The sequence below is a fragment of the Burkholderia sp. MSMB1498 genome (genome assembly GCF_001526245.1).
In the GTDB taxonomy this organism is placed as follows: domain Bacteria; phylum Pseudomonadota; class Gammaproteobacteria; order Burkholderiales; family Burkholderiaceae; genus Burkholderia; species Burkholderia savannae.
The window spans coordinates 26253-43767 of sequence record NZ_LOYJ01000055.1 but is presented as its reverse complement, the minus strand read 5'-3'; the positions used below and the strand labels follow the sequence as shown (position 1 = coordinate 43767).

Annotated in this window: 15 protein-coding genes; 13 read left to right on the top strand and 2 right to left on the bottom strand. The window is 67.3% G+C overall.

Features of this window, described 5'->3' with window-relative positions; translation table 11 throughout:
- Positions 1-50: 50 nt before the first annotated feature.
- From WS91_RS10400 to WS91_RS10350, 11 genes are all read left to right on the top strand, one after another.
- Positions 51-815 carry a methyltransferase domain-containing protein gene (locus tag WS91_RS10400; protein ID WP_059670229.1) on the top strand — a complete coding sequence of 255 codons (765 nt, stop codon included), beginning with the start codon at positions 51-53 and terminating at the stop codon, positions 813-815.
- Positions 816-916: 101 nt separating this feature from the next.
- Positions 917-1255, top strand: a complete 339-nt coding sequence (locus tag WS91_RS10395) for an FmdB family zinc ribbon protein (RefSeq protein WP_059577298.1) — start codon at positions 917-919, stop codon at positions 1253-1255.
- Between the two features lie 67 nt (positions 1256-1322).
- The gene (locus WS91_RS10390) at positions 1323-1973 is read left to right on the top strand and encodes a DUF502 domain-containing protein (protein ID WP_059644015.1); all 651 of its coding nucleotides are present in this window, start codon (positions 1323-1325) and stop codon (positions 1971-1973) included.
- Between the two features lie 54 nt (positions 1974-2027).
- Positions 2028-3830: an aspartate--tRNA ligase gene (aspS, locus tag WS91_RS10385; protein WP_038751170.1), complete on the top strand. Its 1803-nt coding sequence runs from the start codon at positions 2028-2030 to the stop codon at positions 3828-3830.
- Between the two features lie 266 nt (positions 3831-4096).
- Complete coding sequence (gene nudB, locus WS91_RS10380) at positions 4097-4573, top strand: dihydroneopterin triphosphate diphosphatase (RefSeq protein ID WP_059670228.1); 477 nt, start codon at positions 4097-4099, stop codon at positions 4571-4573.
- Positions 4570-5844, top strand: coding sequence for a cardiolipin synthase ClsB (gene clsB, locus WS91_RS10375; RefSeq protein WP_038751174.1), 1275 nt, complete (start codon positions 4570-4572; stop codon positions 5842-5844). Before nudB ends, clsB begins: the two co-directional genes overlap by 4 nt.
- A gap of 198 nt (positions 5845-6042) precedes the next feature.
- Positions 6043-6642 (top strand): TetR/AcrR family transcriptional regulator, encoded by a 600-nt coding sequence (locus WS91_RS10370; RefSeq protein WP_004522799.1) that lies wholly within the window; start codon positions 6043-6045, stop codon positions 6640-6642.
- A 57-nt stretch (positions 6643-6699) separates the two neighbouring features.
- Entirely contained in the window at positions 6700-8487 is a 1788-nt protein-coding gene (locus WS91_RS10365; RefSeq protein WP_059644010.1) for an acyl-CoA dehydrogenase C-terminal domain-containing protein, read from the top strand.
- 115 nt (positions 8488-8602) lie between these two features.
- Positions 8603-11038: a 3-hydroxyacyl-CoA dehydrogenase/enoyl-CoA hydratase family protein gene (locus WS91_RS10360; RefSeq protein ID WP_059670227.1), complete on the top strand. Its 2436-nt coding sequence runs from the start codon at positions 8603-8605 to the stop codon at positions 11036-11038.
- Between the two features lie 75 nt (positions 11039-11113).
- Positions 11114-12313: an acetyl-CoA C-acyltransferase gene (locus WS91_RS10355; RefSeq protein WP_038751178.1), complete on the top strand. Its 1200-nt coding sequence runs from the start codon at positions 11114-11116 to the stop codon at positions 12311-12313.
- Between the two features lie 99 nt (positions 12314-12412).
- Positions 12413-13177, top strand: coding sequence for an enoyl-CoA hydratase (locus WS91_RS10350; RefSeq protein WP_059577287.1), 765 nt, complete (start codon positions 12413-12415; stop codon positions 13175-13177).
- A 131-nt stretch (positions 13178-13308) separates the two neighbouring features.
- On the opposite strand, the gene fdhD is transcribed toward WS91_RS10350, so the two are convergent.
- Entirely contained in the window at positions 13309-14133 is an 825-nt protein-coding gene (gene fdhD, locus WS91_RS10345; RefSeq protein WP_059577284.1) for a formate dehydrogenase accessory sulfurtransferase FdhD, read from the bottom strand.
- 132 nt (positions 14134-14265) lie between these two features.
- Here fdhD and WS91_RS10340 point away from each other — a divergent pair, with 132 nt between their 5' ends.
- Positions 14266-14745, top strand: a complete 480-nt coding sequence (locus tag WS91_RS10340; RefSeq protein WP_038751184.1) for a nitrate reductase associated protein — start codon at positions 14266-14268, stop codon at positions 14743-14745.
- 115 nt (positions 14746-14860) lie between these two features.
- Here WS91_RS10340 and WS91_RS10335 read toward each other — a convergent pair whose 3' ends face one another.
- Complete coding sequence (locus WS91_RS10335; RefSeq protein ID WP_100185318.1) at positions 14861-15274, bottom strand: acyl-CoA thioesterase; 414 nt, start codon at positions 15272-15274, stop codon at positions 14861-14863.
- A gap of 368 nt (positions 15275-15642) precedes the next feature.
- On the opposite strand from WS91_RS10335, the gene WS91_RS10330 reads away from it, so the two are divergent.
- Positions 15643-17514, top strand: a complete 1872-nt coding sequence (locus WS91_RS10330) for an ABCB family ABC transporter ATP-binding protein/permease (protein ID WP_059577310.1) — start codon at positions 15643-15645, stop codon at positions 17512-17514.
- The last annotated feature ends 1 nt before the right edge of the window (position 17515 follow it).

Sequence of the window (17515 nt, the reverse complement as noted above, 5' to 3'; positions counted from 1 at the left end):
ATTCAGACGAGCGCCGCCCACAGCCGGCGCGGGAAAGGCGAGCAACGGGTATGACGAGCGAAACGAAGAAATCCGATGTGGCCGCGCATGCGGCGGGCGATGCGAAACCGGCGAGCGCGGCGGCTTCGGCGGTCCCGGCCGCTCCGGCTACTTTGACTACTTCGGGCACCACGGCCGCGCCTGCCGCGCCCGCCGCTCCGTCCGAATCGTCCGAATCGTCCGAGGCGAAATTCGCGACGCGTGACCCGGGCGACGCATCGTTCTGGGACGAGCGCTTCGAGCAGGGCTTCATCCCGTGGGACGCCTCGCGCGTGCCGGATGCGTTCGCCGCGTTCGCCGCGCGGCATCCGGCGCGCCCCGTGCTGATCCCGGGCTGCGGAAGCGCATATGAGGCGCGCTGGCTCGCGCGCGCCGGCTGGCCCGTGCGCGCGATCGACTTCTCCGCGCAGGCGGTCGCGGCCGCGCGCCGCGAGCTGGGCGACGACGCGGAGCTCGTCGAGCAGGCCGACTTCTTCACGTACGCGCCGCCGTTCGTCCCGCAATGGATCTACGAGCGCGCGTTCCTGTGCGCGATCCCGACAAGCCGCCGCGCCGACTACGCGCGGCGAATGGCCGAACTGCTGCCGGCGGGCGGCTTCCTCGCCGGCTTCTTTTTCATCGGCGCGACGCGCAAGGGGCCGCCGTTCGGAATCGAGCGCGCGGAGCTCGACGCCTTGCTTTGCCCATACTTCGCGCTCGTCGAGGACGAGCCCGTCGCCGATTCGCTGCCCGTGTTCGCCGGACGCGAGCGCTGGCTCGCGTGGCGCCGCTTGTAGCGGGCCCGCTGGCGCGGACCCGGGGTGGCGTCCGCCTTTCGGCTATAATTCAAGGCTTTGCAAGCCTTTTATACCGGTTATTGTTTCTGCGGGAAAATACCATGCCGATCTACGCCTATCGTTGCGAAGCGTGCGGTTACGCGAAGGATGTGCTTCAGAAGATGAGCGACGCGCCGCTGTCGCAGTGCCCGGAATGCGGGAAGGACGCGTTTCGCAAGCAGGTCACGGCGGCTGGGTTTCAATTGAAAGGTTCGGGCTGGTACGTGACGGACTTCCGCGGCGGTTCGGGCGGCAAGAGCGCGCCGGCAGGCGCGTCGGCCGCGGACGGCGACAAGGCGGGCGGCGACAAGGCGGCAGCGCCCGCTGCCGCATCGGACGGCGCGGCGGCGAGCGCGCCGGCCGCGCCCGCGCCCGCCGCCGCGCCCGCGAGCAGCACTTGACGGCTGCGCCGCCCGTGTCGGCGGCGCGCTCCGCGCCTGGCGAACCGGCGCGATTTTTCGACGGCAGATGATGAAAAAGACGACCCTCAAATCGGTGTTTTTGACCGGACTCCTGGTTCTCGTCCCGCTCGCGATCACGCTGTGGGTGCTCGGGCTCATCATCGGCACGATGGATCAGACGCTGCTCCTGCTGCCCGAATCGTGGCAGCCGGAGCGGCTGCTCGGCTTCCGGCTGCCGGGGATCGGCGCGGTGCTGACGCTCGCGTTCATCTTCGTCGTCGGGCTCGCGACGCAGAATTTCATCGGCCAGAAGCTCGTCACCTGGTGGAATGCGGTCGTGCGGCACATTCCCGTCGTCGGGCCGATCTACACGAGCGTGAAGCAGGTGTCCGACACGCTGCTGTCGAGCAGCGGCAACGCATTCCGCAAGGCGCTCCTCATCGAGTATCCGCGCCGCGGCTCCTATACGATCGCGTTCCTCACCGGCACGCCGGGCGGCGACGTGGTCAATCACCTGAAGGAGGAGTACGTGAGCGTCTACGTGCCGACGACGCCGAATCCGACGTCCGGCTTCTTCCTGATGGTGCCGAAAAGCGAGGTCGTCGAGCTCGACATGTCGGTCGACGCCGCGCTCAAGTACATCGTCTCGATGGGCGTCGTCGCGCCCCCGGCGCCCGCGGCCGCGCCCGCGCGCCGCCCCGTCGAGCCGCCTATGTAATGCCCGGGAGAGAGCGGCTCTCCCCGTTGACCACTACGAAAGAAAGCAAACATCATGTCGATGCGAACTGAATACTGCGGTCTCGTGACCGAACACCTGCTGGGCCAGACGGTGTCGCTGTGCGGCTGGGTCCAACGTCGCCGCGATCACGGCGGCGTGATCTTCATCGACCTGCGCGATCGCGAAGGGCTCGTGCAGGTGGTGTGCGATCCGGATCGCGCCGAAATGTTCACGGCCGCCGAAGGCGTGCGCAACGAGTTCTGCATCCAGGTGAAGGGCCTCGTGCGCAGCCGTCCGGAAGGCACGGTCAACGCCGGCCTGAAGAGCGGCAAGATCGAAGTGCTGTGCCACGAGCTGAACGTGCTGAACGCGTCGGTCACGCCGCCGTTCCAGCTCGACGACGACAACCTGTCGGAGACGACGCGCCTCACGCACCGCGTGCTCGATCTGCGCCGTCCGCAAATGCAGCACAACCTGCGCCTGCGCTACCGCGTCGCGATCGAGGCGCGCAAGTACCTCGACGAACAGGGTTTCATCGACATCGAAACGCCGATGCTGACGAAGAGCACGCCGGAAGGCGCGCGCGACTACCTCGTGCCGTCGCGCGTGAACGCGGGCCAGTTCTTCGCGCTGCCGCAGTCGCCGCAGCTCTTCAAGCAGCTCTTGATGGTCGCGAACTTCGATCGCTACTACCAGATCACGAAGTGCTTCCGCGACGAGGATCTGCGCGCCGACCGCCAGCCGGAATTCACGCAGATCGACTGCGAGACGTCGTTCCTCGGCGAGCAGGAAATCCGCGACCTGTTCGAGGACATGATCCGTCACATCTTCAAGACGACGATCGACGTCGAGCTCGACGCGAAATTCCCGGTGATGCCGTATTCCGAGGCGATGGCGCGCTTCGGCTCGGACAAGCCGGACCTGCGCGTGAAGCTCGAATTCACCGAGCTCACCGACGCGATGAAGGACGTCGACTTCAAGGTGTTCAGCACGCCCGCGAACACGAAGGACGGCCGCGTCGCGGCGCTGCGCGTGCCGAAGGGCGGCGAGCTTACTCGCGGCGACATCGACGGCTACACGGAATTCGTGCGCATCTACGGCGCGAAGGGTCTCGCGTGGATCAAGGTCAACGAGCGCGCGAAGGGCCGCGACGGCCTGCAAAGCCCGATCGTCAAGAACCTGCACGACGCGTCGATCGCGGCGATCCTCGAGCGCACGGGCGCGCAAGACGGCGACATCATCTTCTTCGCGGCGGACCGCGCGAAGGTCGTCAACGACAGCCTCGGCGCGCTGCGCCTGAAGATCGGCCACTCGGAGTTCGGCAAGGCGAGCGGCCTCGTCGAGTCGGGCTGGAAGCCGCTGTGGGTCGTCGATTTCCCGATGTTCGAATACGACGACGAGGACGCGCGCTATGTCGCCGCGCACCATCCGTTCACGAGCCCGAAGGACGAGCATCTCGAATACCTCGAGACCGACCCGGGCCGCTGCCTCGCGAAGGCGTACGACATGGTGCTGAACGGCTGGGAAATCGGCGGCGGCTCGGTGCGTATCCACCGCGAGGACGTGCAGAGCAAGGTGTTCCGCGCGCTGAAGATCGGGCCGGAAGAGGCGCAGGCGAAGTTCGGCTTCCTGCTCGACGCGCTGCAGTACGGCGCGCCGCCGCACGGCGGGATCGCGTTCGGCCTCGACCGCATCGTCACGATGATGGCGGGCGCCGATTCGATCCGCGACGTGATCGCGTTCCCGAAGACGCAGCGCGCGCAGTGTCTGCTCACGCAGGCGCCGAGCCCCGTCGACGAGCGCCAGCTGCGCGAGCTGCACATCCGCCTGCGCCAGCCGGAGCAGCCGAAGGCGTAAGGCGCGCCGCGCGCCGGCCGCGGCCGAATCCGGTTTCCGGATCGGCCCGCGCTCGGCGCGGCCGGCGGCAACCGACCGCATTCGGCCACTGTCTCCGGCCACCGCATTCGATGGCGTTTGGCTGGCATCGGCGGTAGCCGAAGGAAACCGCAGAAATGGGCGCGCAATGCGCCTTTTTCGTTTTTTGCGGTACAGTCGGACCCATGGTTTTTTGACGGTGCCGCGCTGCCCGCCGTTTCGCGCGGGCTGGCGCCGATGACTTCCCGATGACGAAACCGCCGAAAATCCCCGAATCCGTCCTCGTCGTGATCCATACGCCCGCGCTCGACGTGCTCGTCATCAAGCGCGCCGATCAGCCCGACTTCTGGCAGTCCGTCACGGGGTCGAAGGATGCGCTCGACGAGCCGATCGCCCAGGTCGCCGCGCGCGAAGTCGCCGAGGAGACGGGCATCGTCGTCGGCAGCCCAGGCGTTCCGCCCGCCGCGCTCGTCGACTGGCATCACGCGATCGAATACACGATCTACCCGCAATATCTGCACCGCTACGCGCCCGGCGTCACGCGCAACACCGAGCACTGGTTCAGCCTCGAGGTGCCGGGGCGCGTCGACGTGACGCTGTCGCCGCGCGAGCACACCGACTATCTGTGGCTGCCCTATCGCGACGCGGCCGCGCGCTGCTATTCGCCGTCGAACGCCCAGGCGATCCTGCAGTTGCCCGAGCGCCTCGCGTCGCGCGCCGCATGAGCGGCAAGACTCGCCACCGTCTCGCGCAGTTGCGGCAGATGTTCCTGCACGAGCGCGGCTCCGCGTCGCGGCTCGCGTTCACGTCCGGCAATGTGGTGCGGCTTTGCGACGGCGGCGCGGCGTTCTTCCCCGCGCTGATCGAGCGGATCGACGCCGCGCGCGAGCGCATCGCGCTCGAAACCTACATCTTTCGCGACGACGCGGTGGGCCGCGCGGTCTCCGACGCGCTGATCCGCGCGGCCGCGCGCGGCGTCCACGTGCGGGTCATCACCGACGGAATCGGCACCGAGCGCCTGCCGCTGTTCGGCACGTGGCCCGACGCGGGGGTCGAGCACCAGATCTACAACCCCTATCTGTTCGGCCGCTTCGGCTTCTCGCGCACGCACCGCAAGCTCGCGGTCGTCGACGACGCGCACGCGTTCTGCGGCGGCATCAACATCGTCGACGACTTCGAGCAGAACGGCGAGCGCCTGCCGTATCCGCGCTGGGATTTCGCGCTCGAGCTGCAAGGGCCTGTCGTCGCCGACATACGCGCGGCGTTCGAGGTGCAGTGGCACCGGATCGCGGCCGGCCACAAGCGCTTTGCGGAGTTCATGCCGCACGGCGTCGACAGCCCGGCGTTCGCCGCGCGCTTTCGCCGCTGGATGCGCAGCCACCGCTGGGTGAAGGCGGGCGCGCTGCGCAACGTGACCGAGCCTAGCGCCGCGTTCGTCGCGCGCGACAACGTCGTGAACCGGCGCGCGATCGAGAAGGCGTATCTCGCCGCGATCGGCCGCGCGCGCCAGTCGATCCTGCTCGCGAATCCGTACTTCATGCCGGGGCGCAAGCTGCGCCGCGCGCTTGCCGGCGCGGCGCGCCGCGGCGTCGACGTGCGGATACTGATCGGGCGCAACGAATTCGCGTCGCTCGATATGGCGGTGCCGTTCCTATATCATGCGTTGCTGCGCTCGGGCGTGCGGGTTGCCGAATACGACCGGACGATGCTGCACGGCAAGGTCGCGGTGATCGACGATCATTGGGCGACCGTCGGCTCGTCGAATCTGGACGCGCTCAGCCTGATGCTGAACAATGAGGCGAACGTCGTGCTCGTGCGGCACCGCGAAGAGACGGCCGCGCTGCGCGACGCGATCGCCGCCGCGTTCGCCGACGGCCGCGAGATCGACCCCGCGCTCTATGCGGCGCGGCCCGCCGTCGAGCGGTTCCTCAACTGGTTCGCGTACACCGCGTACCGGGGCGCGATGAAGCTTCTGACGGTCGGCGGATACGACTAAGCATTCGCTTCATTCGCTTGCGCAAGCGGCGCGCCGCGGCCTGCACAGGGCCTCCTCCCAAGGGCGCGCGACCCTGCAAAATAGCGGGGACGGTTAGAAACCGATTTCTAATAATTTCCTTGTTTCGCCGACGGCCGCACTCAATAATAGTACGGCCGTTCGATTTTATTCGGTCACCTTGAACGGTTATTAAAAGCTATGCGAAAAGGCGAACAGACGCGTGCCGCGATACTCGAAGCAGCATTGGACCTTGCCAGCCGTGACGGGCTCGAGGGCCTGACGATCGGCCTGCTGGCCGAGCGCATGCAGATGAGCAAGAGCGGCGTGTTCGCGCACTTCGGATCGCGCGACGACTTGCAGGTCGAGGTCGTGCGCGAGTACCACCATCGTTTCGAGAACGAGGTGTTCTTTCCGAGCCTGCGCGAGCCGCGCGGTTTGCCGCGCTTGCGGGCGATGCTCGCGCGCTGGATCGAGAAGCGCATCCAGGAAGTGACGACGGGGTGCATCTACATCAGTGGCGCCGTCGAATACGACGATCGCCCGGACAGCGCGGTGCGCGAGCAGTTGATCGCGAGCGTGAAAGCGTGGCGCGCCGCGCTGCTGCGCGCGATTTCGCAGGCGAAGGAAGAGGGGCATCTGCGTGCGGACACAGATCCGAACCTGATGCTCTTCGAGTTGTACAGCTTCACGCTCGGTCTGCATCACGACGCACGCTTCCTGCATCAGCCGGACGCCGTGCGCCTCACGTGGGCCGCGCTTGAAAAGACGATTGTTTCGTACCAGAGCGAGAGCCGTTAGCGGCGGCACGACCGCCGCCGGGGAGCTCGAGCCGATTGCCTTATCTTGGAGAGAGTCATGGGACAGTACGCCGCGCCGTTGCGCGACATGCAATTCGTGTTGCACGAGCTTCTGAACGTCGAAGCCGAGGTCAAGCAGATGCCCAAGCATGCTGATCTCGACGCCGATACGATCAACCAGGTGCTCGAGGAGGCGGGCAAGTTCTGCTCGGAGGTGCTCTTCCCGCTCAACCAGGTCGGCGACCGCGAGGGCTGCACGTATGTCGGCGACGGCGTCGTGAAAACGCCGACGGGCTTCAAGGAAGCGTATCAGCAGTACGTCGAGGCCGGTTGGCCCGCGCTCGGCTGCGATCCCGATTACGGCGGCCAGGGCCTGCCCGCGTTCGTCAACAACGCGCTGTATGAAATGCTGAATTCGTCGAACCAGGCATGGACGATGTATCCGGGCCTGTCGCACGGCGCGTACGAATGTCTGCACGCGCACGGCGCGCCGGAGCTGCAAAAACTCTATCTGCCGAAGCTCGTGTCGGGCGAATGGACGGGCACGATGTGCCTGACCGAGCCGCACTGCGGCACCGACCTCGGCATCCTGCGCACGAAGGCCGAGCCGAACGGCGACGGCACGTATTCGATCACCGGCACCAAGATCTTCATCTCGAGCGGCGAACACGACCTCTCGAAGAACATCGTTCACCTCGTGCTCGCGCGCCTGCCGGACGCGCCGAATGGCACGAAGGGCATCTCCCTGTTCATCGTGCCGAAGTTCGTCCCCGAGGCGTCGGGCGAGCCGGGCGAGCGCAACGGCGTCAAGTGCGGCTCGATCGAGCACAAGATGGGCATCCACGGCAACTCGACGTGCGTGATGAACCTCGACAACGCGAAGGGCTGGATGATCGGCGAGCCGAACAAGGGCTTGAACGCGATGTTCGTGATGATGAACGCCGCGCGTCTCGGCGTCGGCATGCAGGGCCTCGGCCTCACGGAAGTCGCGTACCAGAACTCGCTCACGTACGCGAAGGAGCGCCTGCAGATGCGCTCGCTGACGGGCCCGAAGGCGCCGGACAAGCCGGCCGATCCGATCATCGTTCACCCGGACGTGCGCCGCATGCTGCTCACGCAGAAGGCGTACGCGGAAGGCGCGCGCGCATTCACGTACTGGTCGGCGCTGCAGATCGACAAGGTGCTGTCGCACGGGGATGAGGCGGTGCGCAAGGAGGCGGAGGATCTCGTCGCGCTGCTCACGCCGATCATCAAGGCGTTCCTGACCGACAACGCGTTCGAGTGCACGAACCACGCGATGCAGATCTACGGCGGCCACGGCTTCATCTCCGAATGGGGCATGGAGCAGTACGTGCGCGACGCGCGGATCAACATGATCTACGAAGGCACCAACTCGGTTCAGGCGCTCGACCTGCTCGGCCGCAAGGTGCTGGGCGACATGGGTGCGAAGCTGAAGAAGTTCGGCAAGATCGTCGCCGAGTTCGTCGAGGCGGAAGGCGTGAAGCCCGAAATGTCCGAATTCGTCACGCCGCTCGCCGACATCGGCGAGAAGGTGCAGAAGCTGACGATGGATGTCGGCATGAAGGCGATGCAGAACCCGGACGAAGTGGGCGCGGCTGCCGTGCCGTACCTGCGCACCGTCGGTCATCTGGTGTTCTCGTACTTCTGGGCGCGGATGGCGCGCATCGCGCTCGACAAGGAAGCGTCGGGCGATCCGTTCTACAAGTCGAAGCTCGCGACCGCGCGCTTCTACTTCGCGCGCCTGCTGCCGGAAACGGCGGCGTCGATCCGTCTCGCGCGCGCCGGCGCGAAGACGATGATGGAAGTCGACGAAGCGCTGTTCTAACGCGACCGCCGGGCGGCGCGCGACGCGCACCGCCCGAACGACCGATTCTTAGCACTCACACGCCGCGCGCGCGTCCTCACGACCGGCGACGCGCGGCTCAATCCGGAGGAGTCCCGTGAGCAATTTCAACATTCGCAAGGTCGCCGTGCTGGGCGCCGGCGTGATGGGCGCGCAGATCGCCGCGCATCTCGTCAACGCGCGCGTGCCGGTGCTGCTGTTCGATCTGCCCGCCAAGGAAGGCCCGAAGAACGGCATCGCGCTGAAGGCGATCGAGAACCTGAAGAAGCTGTCGCCCGCGCCGTTCGGCGTGAAGGACGACGCGAAATATCTCGAACCCGCGAACTACGAAGACGACATCGCGAAGCTCGCCGACTGCGACCTCGTGATCGAGGCGATCGCCGAGCGGATGGACTGGAAGCACGACCTGTACAAGAAGGTCGCGCCGCACATCGCTTCGCACGCGATCTTCGCGACCAACACGTCGGGCCTGTCCATCACGACGCTGTCCGACGGCTTCGCCGACGAGCTGAAGGCGCGCTTCTGCGGCGTGCATTTCTTCAACCCGCCGCGCTACATGCACCTCGTCGAGCTGATCCCGACCACGCACACGCGCGGCGAAATCCTCGACCAGCTCGAAACGTTCCTGACGAGCGTCGTCGGCAAGGGCGTCGTGCGCGCGAAGGACACGCCGAACTTCATCGCGAACCGCGTCGGCATCTTCTCGATCCTCGCCGTGATCACCGAAGCCGAGAAGTTCGGCCTGCGTTTCGACGAAGTCGACGATCTGACCGGCAGCCGTCTCGGCCGCGCGAAGTCGGCGACGTTCCGCACGGCGGACGTGGTCGGCCTCGACACGATGGCGCACGTGATCAAGACGATGCAGGACAACCTCGCCGACGATCCGTTCTTCCCGGTCTACAAGACGCCCGCCGTGCTCGCGAAGCTCGTCGAGCAGGGCGCGCTCGGCCAGAAGACGGGCGGCGGCTTCTACAAGAAGGAAGGCAAGGCGATCAAGGTGCTCGACGCGAAGACGCTTTCGTACGTCGATTCCGGCGCGAAGGCGGACGAGACCGTCGGCCGCATCCTGAAGCGCCCGCCCGCGGAGCGCCTGAAGCTCCTGCGCGAGACGCAGCATCCGCACGCGCAGTTCCTGTGGTCCATTTTCCGCGACGTGTTCCACTACATCGCGTTCCATCTCGAGTCGATCGCCGACAACGCGCGCGACGTCGACCTCGCGATCCGCTGGGGCTTCGGCTGGAACGAAGGCCCGTTCGAAGGCTGGCAGGCCGCGGGCTGGAAGCAGGTTGCCGAGTGGGTGCAGGAAGACATCGCGGCCGGCAAGGCGCTCGCCGGCGTGCCGCTGCCCGCGTGGGTGCTCGAAGGCGTCGTCGCCGACCAGGGCGGCGTGCACACGGCCGAAGGCTCGTGGTCGCCCGCGACGAAGCGCTTCGCGCCGCGCTCGAATCTCGCTGTCTACGGCAAGCAGGTGTTCCGCGCGCCGCTGCTCGGCGAAGCGGGCCGCGATCCGAAGACGTTCGGCAAGACGCTGTTCGAAACCGACTCGGTGCGTGCGTGGGTGGACGACCGCGCGGGCGAGGACGACGTCGTGATCGTGTCGTTCAAGTCGAAGATGAACACGATCGGCCCGGGCGTGATCGACGGCCTCGCGCAGGCGATCGATCTCGCCGAGAAGGATTACAAGGCGGTCGTGATCTGGCAGCCGACGTCGCTCAAGCTCGGCAATCCGGGCGGCCCGTTCTCCGCCGGCGCGAACCTCGAAGAGGCGATGCCCGCGTTCATGATGGGCGGCGCTGCGGGCATCGAGCCGTTCGTGAAGAAGTTCCAGGAAGGCATGCTGCGCGTGAAGTACGCGCACGTGCCGGTGGTCGCGGCGGTGTCGGGCCTGGCGCTCGGCGGCGGCTGCGAGCTGATGCTGCATAGCGCGAAGCGCGTCGTGCACGTCGAGAGCTACATCGGGCTCGTCGAAGTGGGCGTCGGCCTCGTGCCGGCGGGCGGCGGCCTGAAGGAAGCGGCGCTGCGCGGCGCGGAAGCGGCGACGGCCGCGGGCATGACGAGCGAGCTGCTCAAGTTCCTGACGAAGTCGTTCGAGAACGCGGCGATGGCGAAGGTGTCGATGTCCGCGCACGAAGCGCGCGCGATGGGCTACGTGAAGCCGTCCGACACGATCGTGTTCAACGTGTTCGAACTGCTCGACGTCGCGAAGAAGGAAGCGCGCGGCCTCGCGGCGGCGGGCTACCGCGCGCCGCTGAAGGCGAAGGAAATCCCGGTGGCCGGCCGCTCGGCGATCGCCACCATCAAGGCCCAGCTCGTCAACATGCGCGACGGCCGCTTCATCAGCGATCACGACTTCCTGATCGCGAGCCGCATCGCCGAGGCGGTGTGCGGCGGCGACGTCGAGGCCGGCAGCACGGTCGACGAGGAATGGCTGCTCGCGCTGGAGCGCCGTGCGTTCGTCGAGCTGCTCGGTACGCAGAAGACGCAGGAGCGGATCATGGGCATGTTGCAGACCGGCAAGCCGGTTCGCAACTGATCGGGTCGAGCGGACAACTTTGCATGGGACCGGAGTCGGCGCTGAGGCGCCGGCTCCGGTCGACAGGAGCGAGAAATGAGCAAACAGTTGCAAGACGCATACATCGTCGCCGCAAGCCGCACGCCGATCGGCAAGGCGCCCCGCGGTGCATTCAAGAACACGCGCCCGGACGAGCTGCTCGTCCACGCGATCAAGTCGGCGATCGCGCAGGTGCCGGAGTTCGACACGAAGCTGATCGAAGACGCGATCGTCGGCTGCGCGATTCCCGAGGCCGAGCAGGGCCTGAACGTCGCGCGGATGGGCGCGCTGCTCGCGGGCCTGCCGAACACGGTCGGCGGCGTGACGGTGAACCGCTTCTGCGCGTCGGGCGTCACCGCGCTCGCGATGGCGGCGGACCGCATTCGCGTCGGCGAATCGGACGCGATCCTCGCGGCCGGCGTCGAATCGATGAGCATGGTGCCGATGATGGGCAACAAGCCGTCGATGTCGCCGCACATCTTCGATCGCAACGAAGACGTCGGCATCGCTTACGGGATGGGCCTCACGGCCGAGCGCGTCGCCGAGCAGTGGAAGGTGAGCCGCGAGGACCAGGACGCGTTCTCGGTCGAATCGCACCGGAAGGCGCTCGCCGCGCAGCAGGCGGGCGAGTTCAAGGACGAGATCGCGCCGTACACGATCATCGAGCGCTTCCCGAATCTCGCGACGGGCGCGATCGACACGAACACGCGCGTGATCGCGCTCGACGAAGGTCCGCGTGCGGACACGTCGCTCGAAGGCCTCGCGAAGCTGAAGACGGTGTTCGCGAACAAGGGCTCGGTGACGGCGGGCAACAGCTCGCAGACGTCGGACGGCTCGGGCGCGCTCCTCGTCGTGTCTGAGAAGGTGCTCAAGCAGTTCAACCTGACGCCGCTCGCGCGCTTCGTCAGCTTCGCCGTGCGCGGCGTGCCGCCGGAGATCATGGGCATCGGCCCGAAGGAAGCGATTCCGGCCGCGCTGAAGGCGGCGGGCCTGAAGCAGGACGACATCGACTGGATCGAGCTGAACGAGGCGTTCGCCGCGCAGTCGCTCGCCGTGATCCGCGATCTCGGCCTCGATCCGTCGAAGGTCAACCCGGTCGGCGGCGCGATCGCGCTCGGCCACCCGCTCGGCGCGACGGGCGCGATTCGCGCGGCAACCGTCGTGCACGGGCTGCGCCGTCGCAACCTGAAGTACGGGATGGTGACGATGTGCGTCGGCACCGGCATGGGCGCGGCGGGCATCATCGAGCGCCTCTGAGCGGAGCGCGCGACGCATGATGACGACGGTGCGCGGGCGGCCAGCTCGCGCACCGTTTTCTTTTGTTTATCGCAGGAAACAGCCATGGAGACGGCTCAGATGGATATCCAGGTCGAAAACGCGGGCGGCGTGCTGACGATCACGCTCGCGCGCCCGTCGAAGAAGAACGCGATCACCGCGGCGATGTACCAGACGATGGCCGATGCGCTCGCCGCGGCGCAGGACGACAAATCGGTGCGCGCGATCCTGATTCGCGGCAGCGACGGCAACTTCAGCGCGGGCAACGATCTCGACGATTTCATGAAGGCGCCGCCGAAGGACGAGAATGCGCCTGTGTTCCAGTTCCTGCGCCAGATCGCGAGCGCGCAAAAGCCGATCGTCGCGGCGGTCGCGGGCGTCGCGGTCGGCATCGGCGTGACGTTGCTGCTGCATTGCGATCTCGTCTATGCGGCCGACACCGCGCAACTGTCGCTGCCGTTCGCGCAGCTCGGCCTGTGCCCGGAGGCGGCGTCGAGCCTGCTGCTGCCGCGCCTCGCCGGCCATCAGGTCGCCGCCGAGAAGCTCCTGCTCGGCGAGCCGTTCGACGCGCTCGAAGCTCACCGGATCGGCCTCGTGAACCGCGTGCTGCCCGCCGCGGACCTCGACGCGTTCGCGGCCGAGCAGGCGGCGAAGCTCGTCGCGCTGCCGGCGTCGTCGCTGCGGGCGACGAAGGCGTTCCTGAAGAAGGGGGCCGGCGCGGAAGTCGCCGCGCGGATGTCGGAGGAAGGCGAGCAGTTCGGCAAGATGCTGCGCTCGCCCGAAGTGCGCGAGGCGATCACCGCGTTCTTCGAGAAGCGCAAGCCGGACTTCCGTCAATTCGACTGAGCGTGGCTGCGGCCGCTGCTGCTGCGGCGGCTGCGCGAGGCGGCGGCTTGCCGGCCGCCCCGTCCGCGTGCGAATTCCGGCGCGGCGGCTCGTCGCTCGCCGGCGCGTGCGAATGGCGATGCGGCGGCGCGCTACGCGGTGCCGTAGTCGACGTAGCCCGCCTCGCGGCAGAAGCTCACGAGCCGCAGTCCGGCCTGCCGCGCGATCTCGATCGCGAGCGACGACGGCGCGGAGATCGTCGCGACCATCGGAATGCCGACGCGCGCGGATTTGCGCACGAGCTCGTAGCTCGCGCGGCTCGACAGGAACACGAAGCCGTTCGTCATGTCGGCGCGCGCAAGCGTGAGCGTGCCGATCAGCTTGTCGAGCGCGTTGTGGCGGCCGACGTCCTCGAACGCATGGACGATCGCGCCTGCCGCGTCGCACCACGCGGCCGCGTGCAGGCCGCCCGTTTGCCGCGTGAGCGCCTGATGCGCGGGAAGATCGCGCGCCGCGCGTGCGATCGCATCCGGCGCGAGGCGCGCGAGAAAGCCGGTATCGGGCACGCGTTCCGGCACGAGATCGAGCAGATCGATGCTTTCGATTCCGCATACGCCGCAGCCGGTGCGCCCCGCGAGCGCGCGGCGCTTTTCCTTCAACGCGGCGAACGCCTGCTGGACGACCGTCAATTGCACTTCGGCGTGCGGCAGCGGCCCGTCGCCGTGCAGCACGACCTCGATGTCCTTCACGTCGCTGCCGCGCCCGACGATGCCCTCCGACACCGCGAAGCCGACCGCGAACGCCTCCAGATCGCGCGGCGTGCACATCATCACCGCATGCGAGATGCCGTTGAACACGAGCGCGACAGGCCATTCCTGGCCGACGCTGTCGACGACCGCCTCGAACGCGTCGCCGCGCCGCCTGCGCACCGCGAGCTCGACGATGCCGCGGGGTTCGACGGTTTCGGACAGGCTCACGGGGGGCTCCTTCGATTGGGCGGGATGGGCGAGCGGGGCGCGACGTCAGGCGGCACGCCCCGCTCGTCGCGAAGGTTCTAAAATACTCCAGACGGGCCAAACGTGCCGGCAAACGTCATAGTGGGTGCAAACATGGGACTGAGCGACGCGCCGTTGCTGTTCAATTTCGAAATCGAATCGTCGGAGGATCTGACTTACATTCCGATGATCGTCCGTTTCAACCTCGACCGCTTCGGGCTCAGGATCTCGCTCGAGCAATGGCAGATGCTGCCGATCGAGGATCGCAAGCTGCTCGCGCGCTTTCCGGCCGACGAAGACGTCGTGATCGAGCCGAATTTCGATCATGCGCTCTTCGAGATGCTGCGCACGCACGCGAACGTCGAGCCGACGTGGTTCCAGCCGGACGAGCATCCGGCCTGGCGCGGCGTCGAGATGGTGCCGGATGCGCTCGTCGCGCAGAGCGGGCTGGCCGGGCTGCCGGCGCCGTCCGCCGTGCAGTGGGCGACGCTCACGCCGTTTCAGCGCTACGTGCTCGCGAAGCTGTCGCGCAAGCCGAAGCTCAATCACGACTTCATTCCGGCGATGCGCGAGTTCGGCCTCGCCGCGCACTGAGCGGGCGAGGCAAAGCAAATCGCGGCGCGCATCGCCGCGGCGCCCCGTGCGCGGCCCGCGCGGCCCGCGCGCCGGTGCAACACGCGGGCGAAACGCGCGCAAAACGCGGCGGCGCTTATTCGAGCGGCGGCAGCGCGCGCGGGCGGCGATCGGAGTCGGTTGCGACGTAGGTGAGCGTCGCTTCCGTCACCTTGACGATCTCGCTCATCAGGCTCATCCGCTGCGCGTAGACCTCGACGTCGACCGTCACCGACGTGTTGCCCGTCTTCACGATGCTCGCGTAGAAGCTCAGCAGATCGCCGACGAACACCGGCTGCTTGAACAGGAACGAATTGACCGCGACCGTCGCGACCCGGCCGTTCGCGCGGCGGCTCGCCGGGATCGAGCCCGCGATGTCGACCTGCGCCATGATCCAGCCGCCGAACACGTCGCCGTGGACGTTCGCGTCGGACGGTTGCGGCACGACGCGCAGCGCGGGCGGTTTTTGCGGGAGTTGCAGGGACGAATCGGTCATGGTTGAAGCTTCCATCCTGTAAGAAAAACGGCCGGCTCGCGCGTTTTCGCGGACCGGCGCCTGCGAGGCGGCGGGCAGCGGCGCGAACCGGCTTCTGCGACAATGCAAAGTTATGAAATTGTACGAGAAAGTGTGAACTTGGGCCGCGCCGCACACGCCGCGTCGCGTAGGTCAGGCTGCGTAGGTCGAGCGGCGCACGCCGAGCCGCGCACGCCGGGCCGTGCTGGTCGCATGCGGGTTGTGCCTTCGCGCCATGCCATTCGACCATGCGCGACGATCTGCGCGATTCGGCCGCCGGAGCCCCGCCGCGTACGCCGCACCGCGCGACGGCTACGGCCCCAAGCACGCGCACTTTCACCGACGAAGCGAACCACGAACTCCCCATGCGCCGCTATCCCGCTTCCTCCGAGCCCGCGCCCGTCGTGACCGGGCCGCGCAACGACTGGCAGACGATCCGCTCGCTGCTGCCGTATCTGACTGCCTACAAGTGGCGCGTCGCGTTCGCGCTCGCGTGCCTGATCGGCGCGAAGGTCGCGAACCTCGGCGTGCCCGTCGTGATGAAGCGGATCGTCGACGGCCTCGCCGCCGTCCAGCAACTGACCGCGCTCGGCCGCGCCGAGCAGTCGGCGAGCATCGTGCTCGCGAGCGGGGTCGGGCTCCTCGTGGTCGCCTATGCGCTCGTGCGGCTGTCGACGTCGCTTTTCACCGAGCTGCGCGAAATCCTGTTCTCGAAGGTGACGGAGAGCGCGGTGCGGCGGCTCGCGCTGCAGGTGTTCCGGCATCTGCACGGCCTGTCGCTGCGCTTTCATCTCGAGCGGCAGACGGGCGGCATGTCGCGCGACATCGAGCGAGGCACGCGCGGCATCCAGCAGCTGATCTCTTATTCGCTCTACAGCATCCTGCCGACGCTCGTCGAAGTGGGGCTCGTGCTCGGCTTCTTCGTCGTCAAGTACGAGGCGTACTACGCGTACGTGACCTTCGCCGCGCTCGTCGCGTACATCGGGTTCACCGTGAAGGTGACCGAGTGGCGCACGCATTTCCGCCGCACGATGAACGAGCTCGATTCGCGGGCGAACTCGCGCGCGATCGATTCGCTGATCAACTACGAGACGGTCAAGTACTTCGGCAACGAGGAATGGGAGTCGCAGCGTTACGACGAAAATCTGAAGCGCTATCGGAAGGCTGCGATCCGCTCGCAGAATTCGCTGTCGTTCCTGAATTTCGGCCAGCAGGTGATCATCGGCACGGGGCTCGTGTTCATCCTGTGGCGCGCGACGCAGGGCGTGCTCGCGGGCAAGCTCACGCTCGGCGATCTCGTGCTCATCAACACGTTCATGCTGCAGTTGTACATTCCGCTCAACTTCCTCGGCGTTGTCTACCGAGAGCTCAAGCAGAGCCTGACCGACATGGACCGGATGTTCGGGCTGCTGTCGGCGGCGCGCGAAGTGGACGACGCGCCCGGCGCGAGCGCGCTGAAGGTGAGCGGCGCGCAGGTGCGCTTCGAGCGGGTCAATTTCAGCTACGAGCCGTCGCGGCAGATCCTGCACGGCGTTGATTTCACGATCGACGCCGGCACGACGACGGCGGTGGTCGGCCACAGCGGTTCGGGCAAGTCGACGCTGTCGCGGCTGCTGTTCCGTTTCTACGACCTCGATCGCACGGCGGGCGGCGCGATCACGATCGACGGCCAGGACATCCGCGACGTGAAGCAGGAAACGCTGCGCGCGTCGATCGGCATCGTGCCGCAGGACACGGTGCTCTTCAACGACACGATCTACTACAACATCGCGTACGGCCGGCCTTCGGCGACGCGCGACGAGGTGATCGCGGCCGCGCGCGCCGCGCACATCCACGCGTTCATCGAGAGCTTGCCGAAGGGTTATGACACGCCGGTCGGCGAGCGCGGGCTCAAGCTGTCGGGCGGTGAGAAGCAGCGCGTCGCGATCGCGCGGACGATCCTGAAGAACCCGCCGATTCTGTTGTTCGACGAGGCGACGTCCGCGCTCGATTCGCGCTCCGAGCGCGCGATCCAGCACGAGCTCGAGCAGATCGCGCGGCACCGGACGACGCTCGTGATCGCGCACCGGCTATCGACCGTCGTGCATGCGGACCAGATCATCGTGATGGACCACGGGCGCATCGTCGAGCGCGGCACGCACGCGCAACTGCTGCGCGCGGACGGCCTTTACGCGCAGATGTGGGCGCTGCAGCAGCAGCGCGCGGCGGCCGACGGCGCGGCGGCGGAAGAGGTTTGAC

Excerpts from the sequence above, each read along its gene's own strand:
- WS91_RS10400 (WP_059670229.1), top strand. The coding sequence starts at position 51 with ATGACGAGCGAAACGAAGAAATCCGATGTGGCCGCGCATGCGGCGGGC.
- WS91_RS10395 (WP_059577298.1), top strand. The coding sequence starts at position 917 with ATGCCGATCTACGCCTATCGTTGCGAAGCGTGCGGTTACGCGAAGGAT.
- WS91_RS10390 (WP_059644015.1), top strand. The coding sequence starts at position 1,323 with ATGATGAAAAAGACGACCCTCAAATCGGTGTTTTTGACCGGACTCCTG.
- aspS (WP_038751170.1), top strand. The coding sequence starts at position 2,028 with ATGTCGATGCGAACTGAATACTGCGGTCTCGTGACCGAACACCTGCTG.
- nudB (WP_059670228.1), top strand. The coding sequence starts at position 4,097 with ATGACGAAACCGCCGAAAATCCCCGAATCCGTCCTCGTCGTGATCCAT.
- clsB (WP_038751174.1), top strand. The coding sequence starts at position 4,570 with ATGAGCGGCAAGACTCGCCACCGTCTCGCGCAGTTGCGGCAGATGTTC.
- WS91_RS10370 (WP_004522799.1), top strand. The coding sequence starts at position 6,043 with ATGCGAAAAGGCGAACAGACGCGTGCCGCGATACTCGAAGCAGCATTG.
- WS91_RS10365 (WP_059644010.1), top strand. The coding sequence starts at position 6,700 with ATGGGACAGTACGCCGCGCCGTTGCGCGACATGCAATTCGTGTTGCAC.
- WS91_RS10355 (WP_038751178.1), top strand. The coding sequence starts at position 11,114 with ATGAGCAAACAGTTGCAAGACGCATACATCGTCGCCGCAAGCCGCACG.
- WS91_RS10350 (WP_059577287.1), top strand. The coding sequence starts at position 12,413 with ATGGATATCCAGGTCGAAAACGCGGGCGGCGTGCTGACGATCACGCTC.
- WS91_RS10340 (WP_038751184.1), top strand. The coding sequence starts at position 14,266 with ATGGGACTGAGCGACGCGCCGTTGCTGTTCAATTTCGAAATCGAATCG.
- WS91_RS10335 (WP_100185318.1), bottom strand. The coding sequence starts at position 15,274 with ATGGAAGCTTCAACCATGACCGATTCGTCCCTGCAACTCCCGCAAAAA.
- WS91_RS10330 (WP_059577310.1), top strand. The coding sequence starts at position 15,643 with ATGCGCCGCTATCCCGCTTCCTCCGAGCCCGCGCCCGTCGTGACCGGG.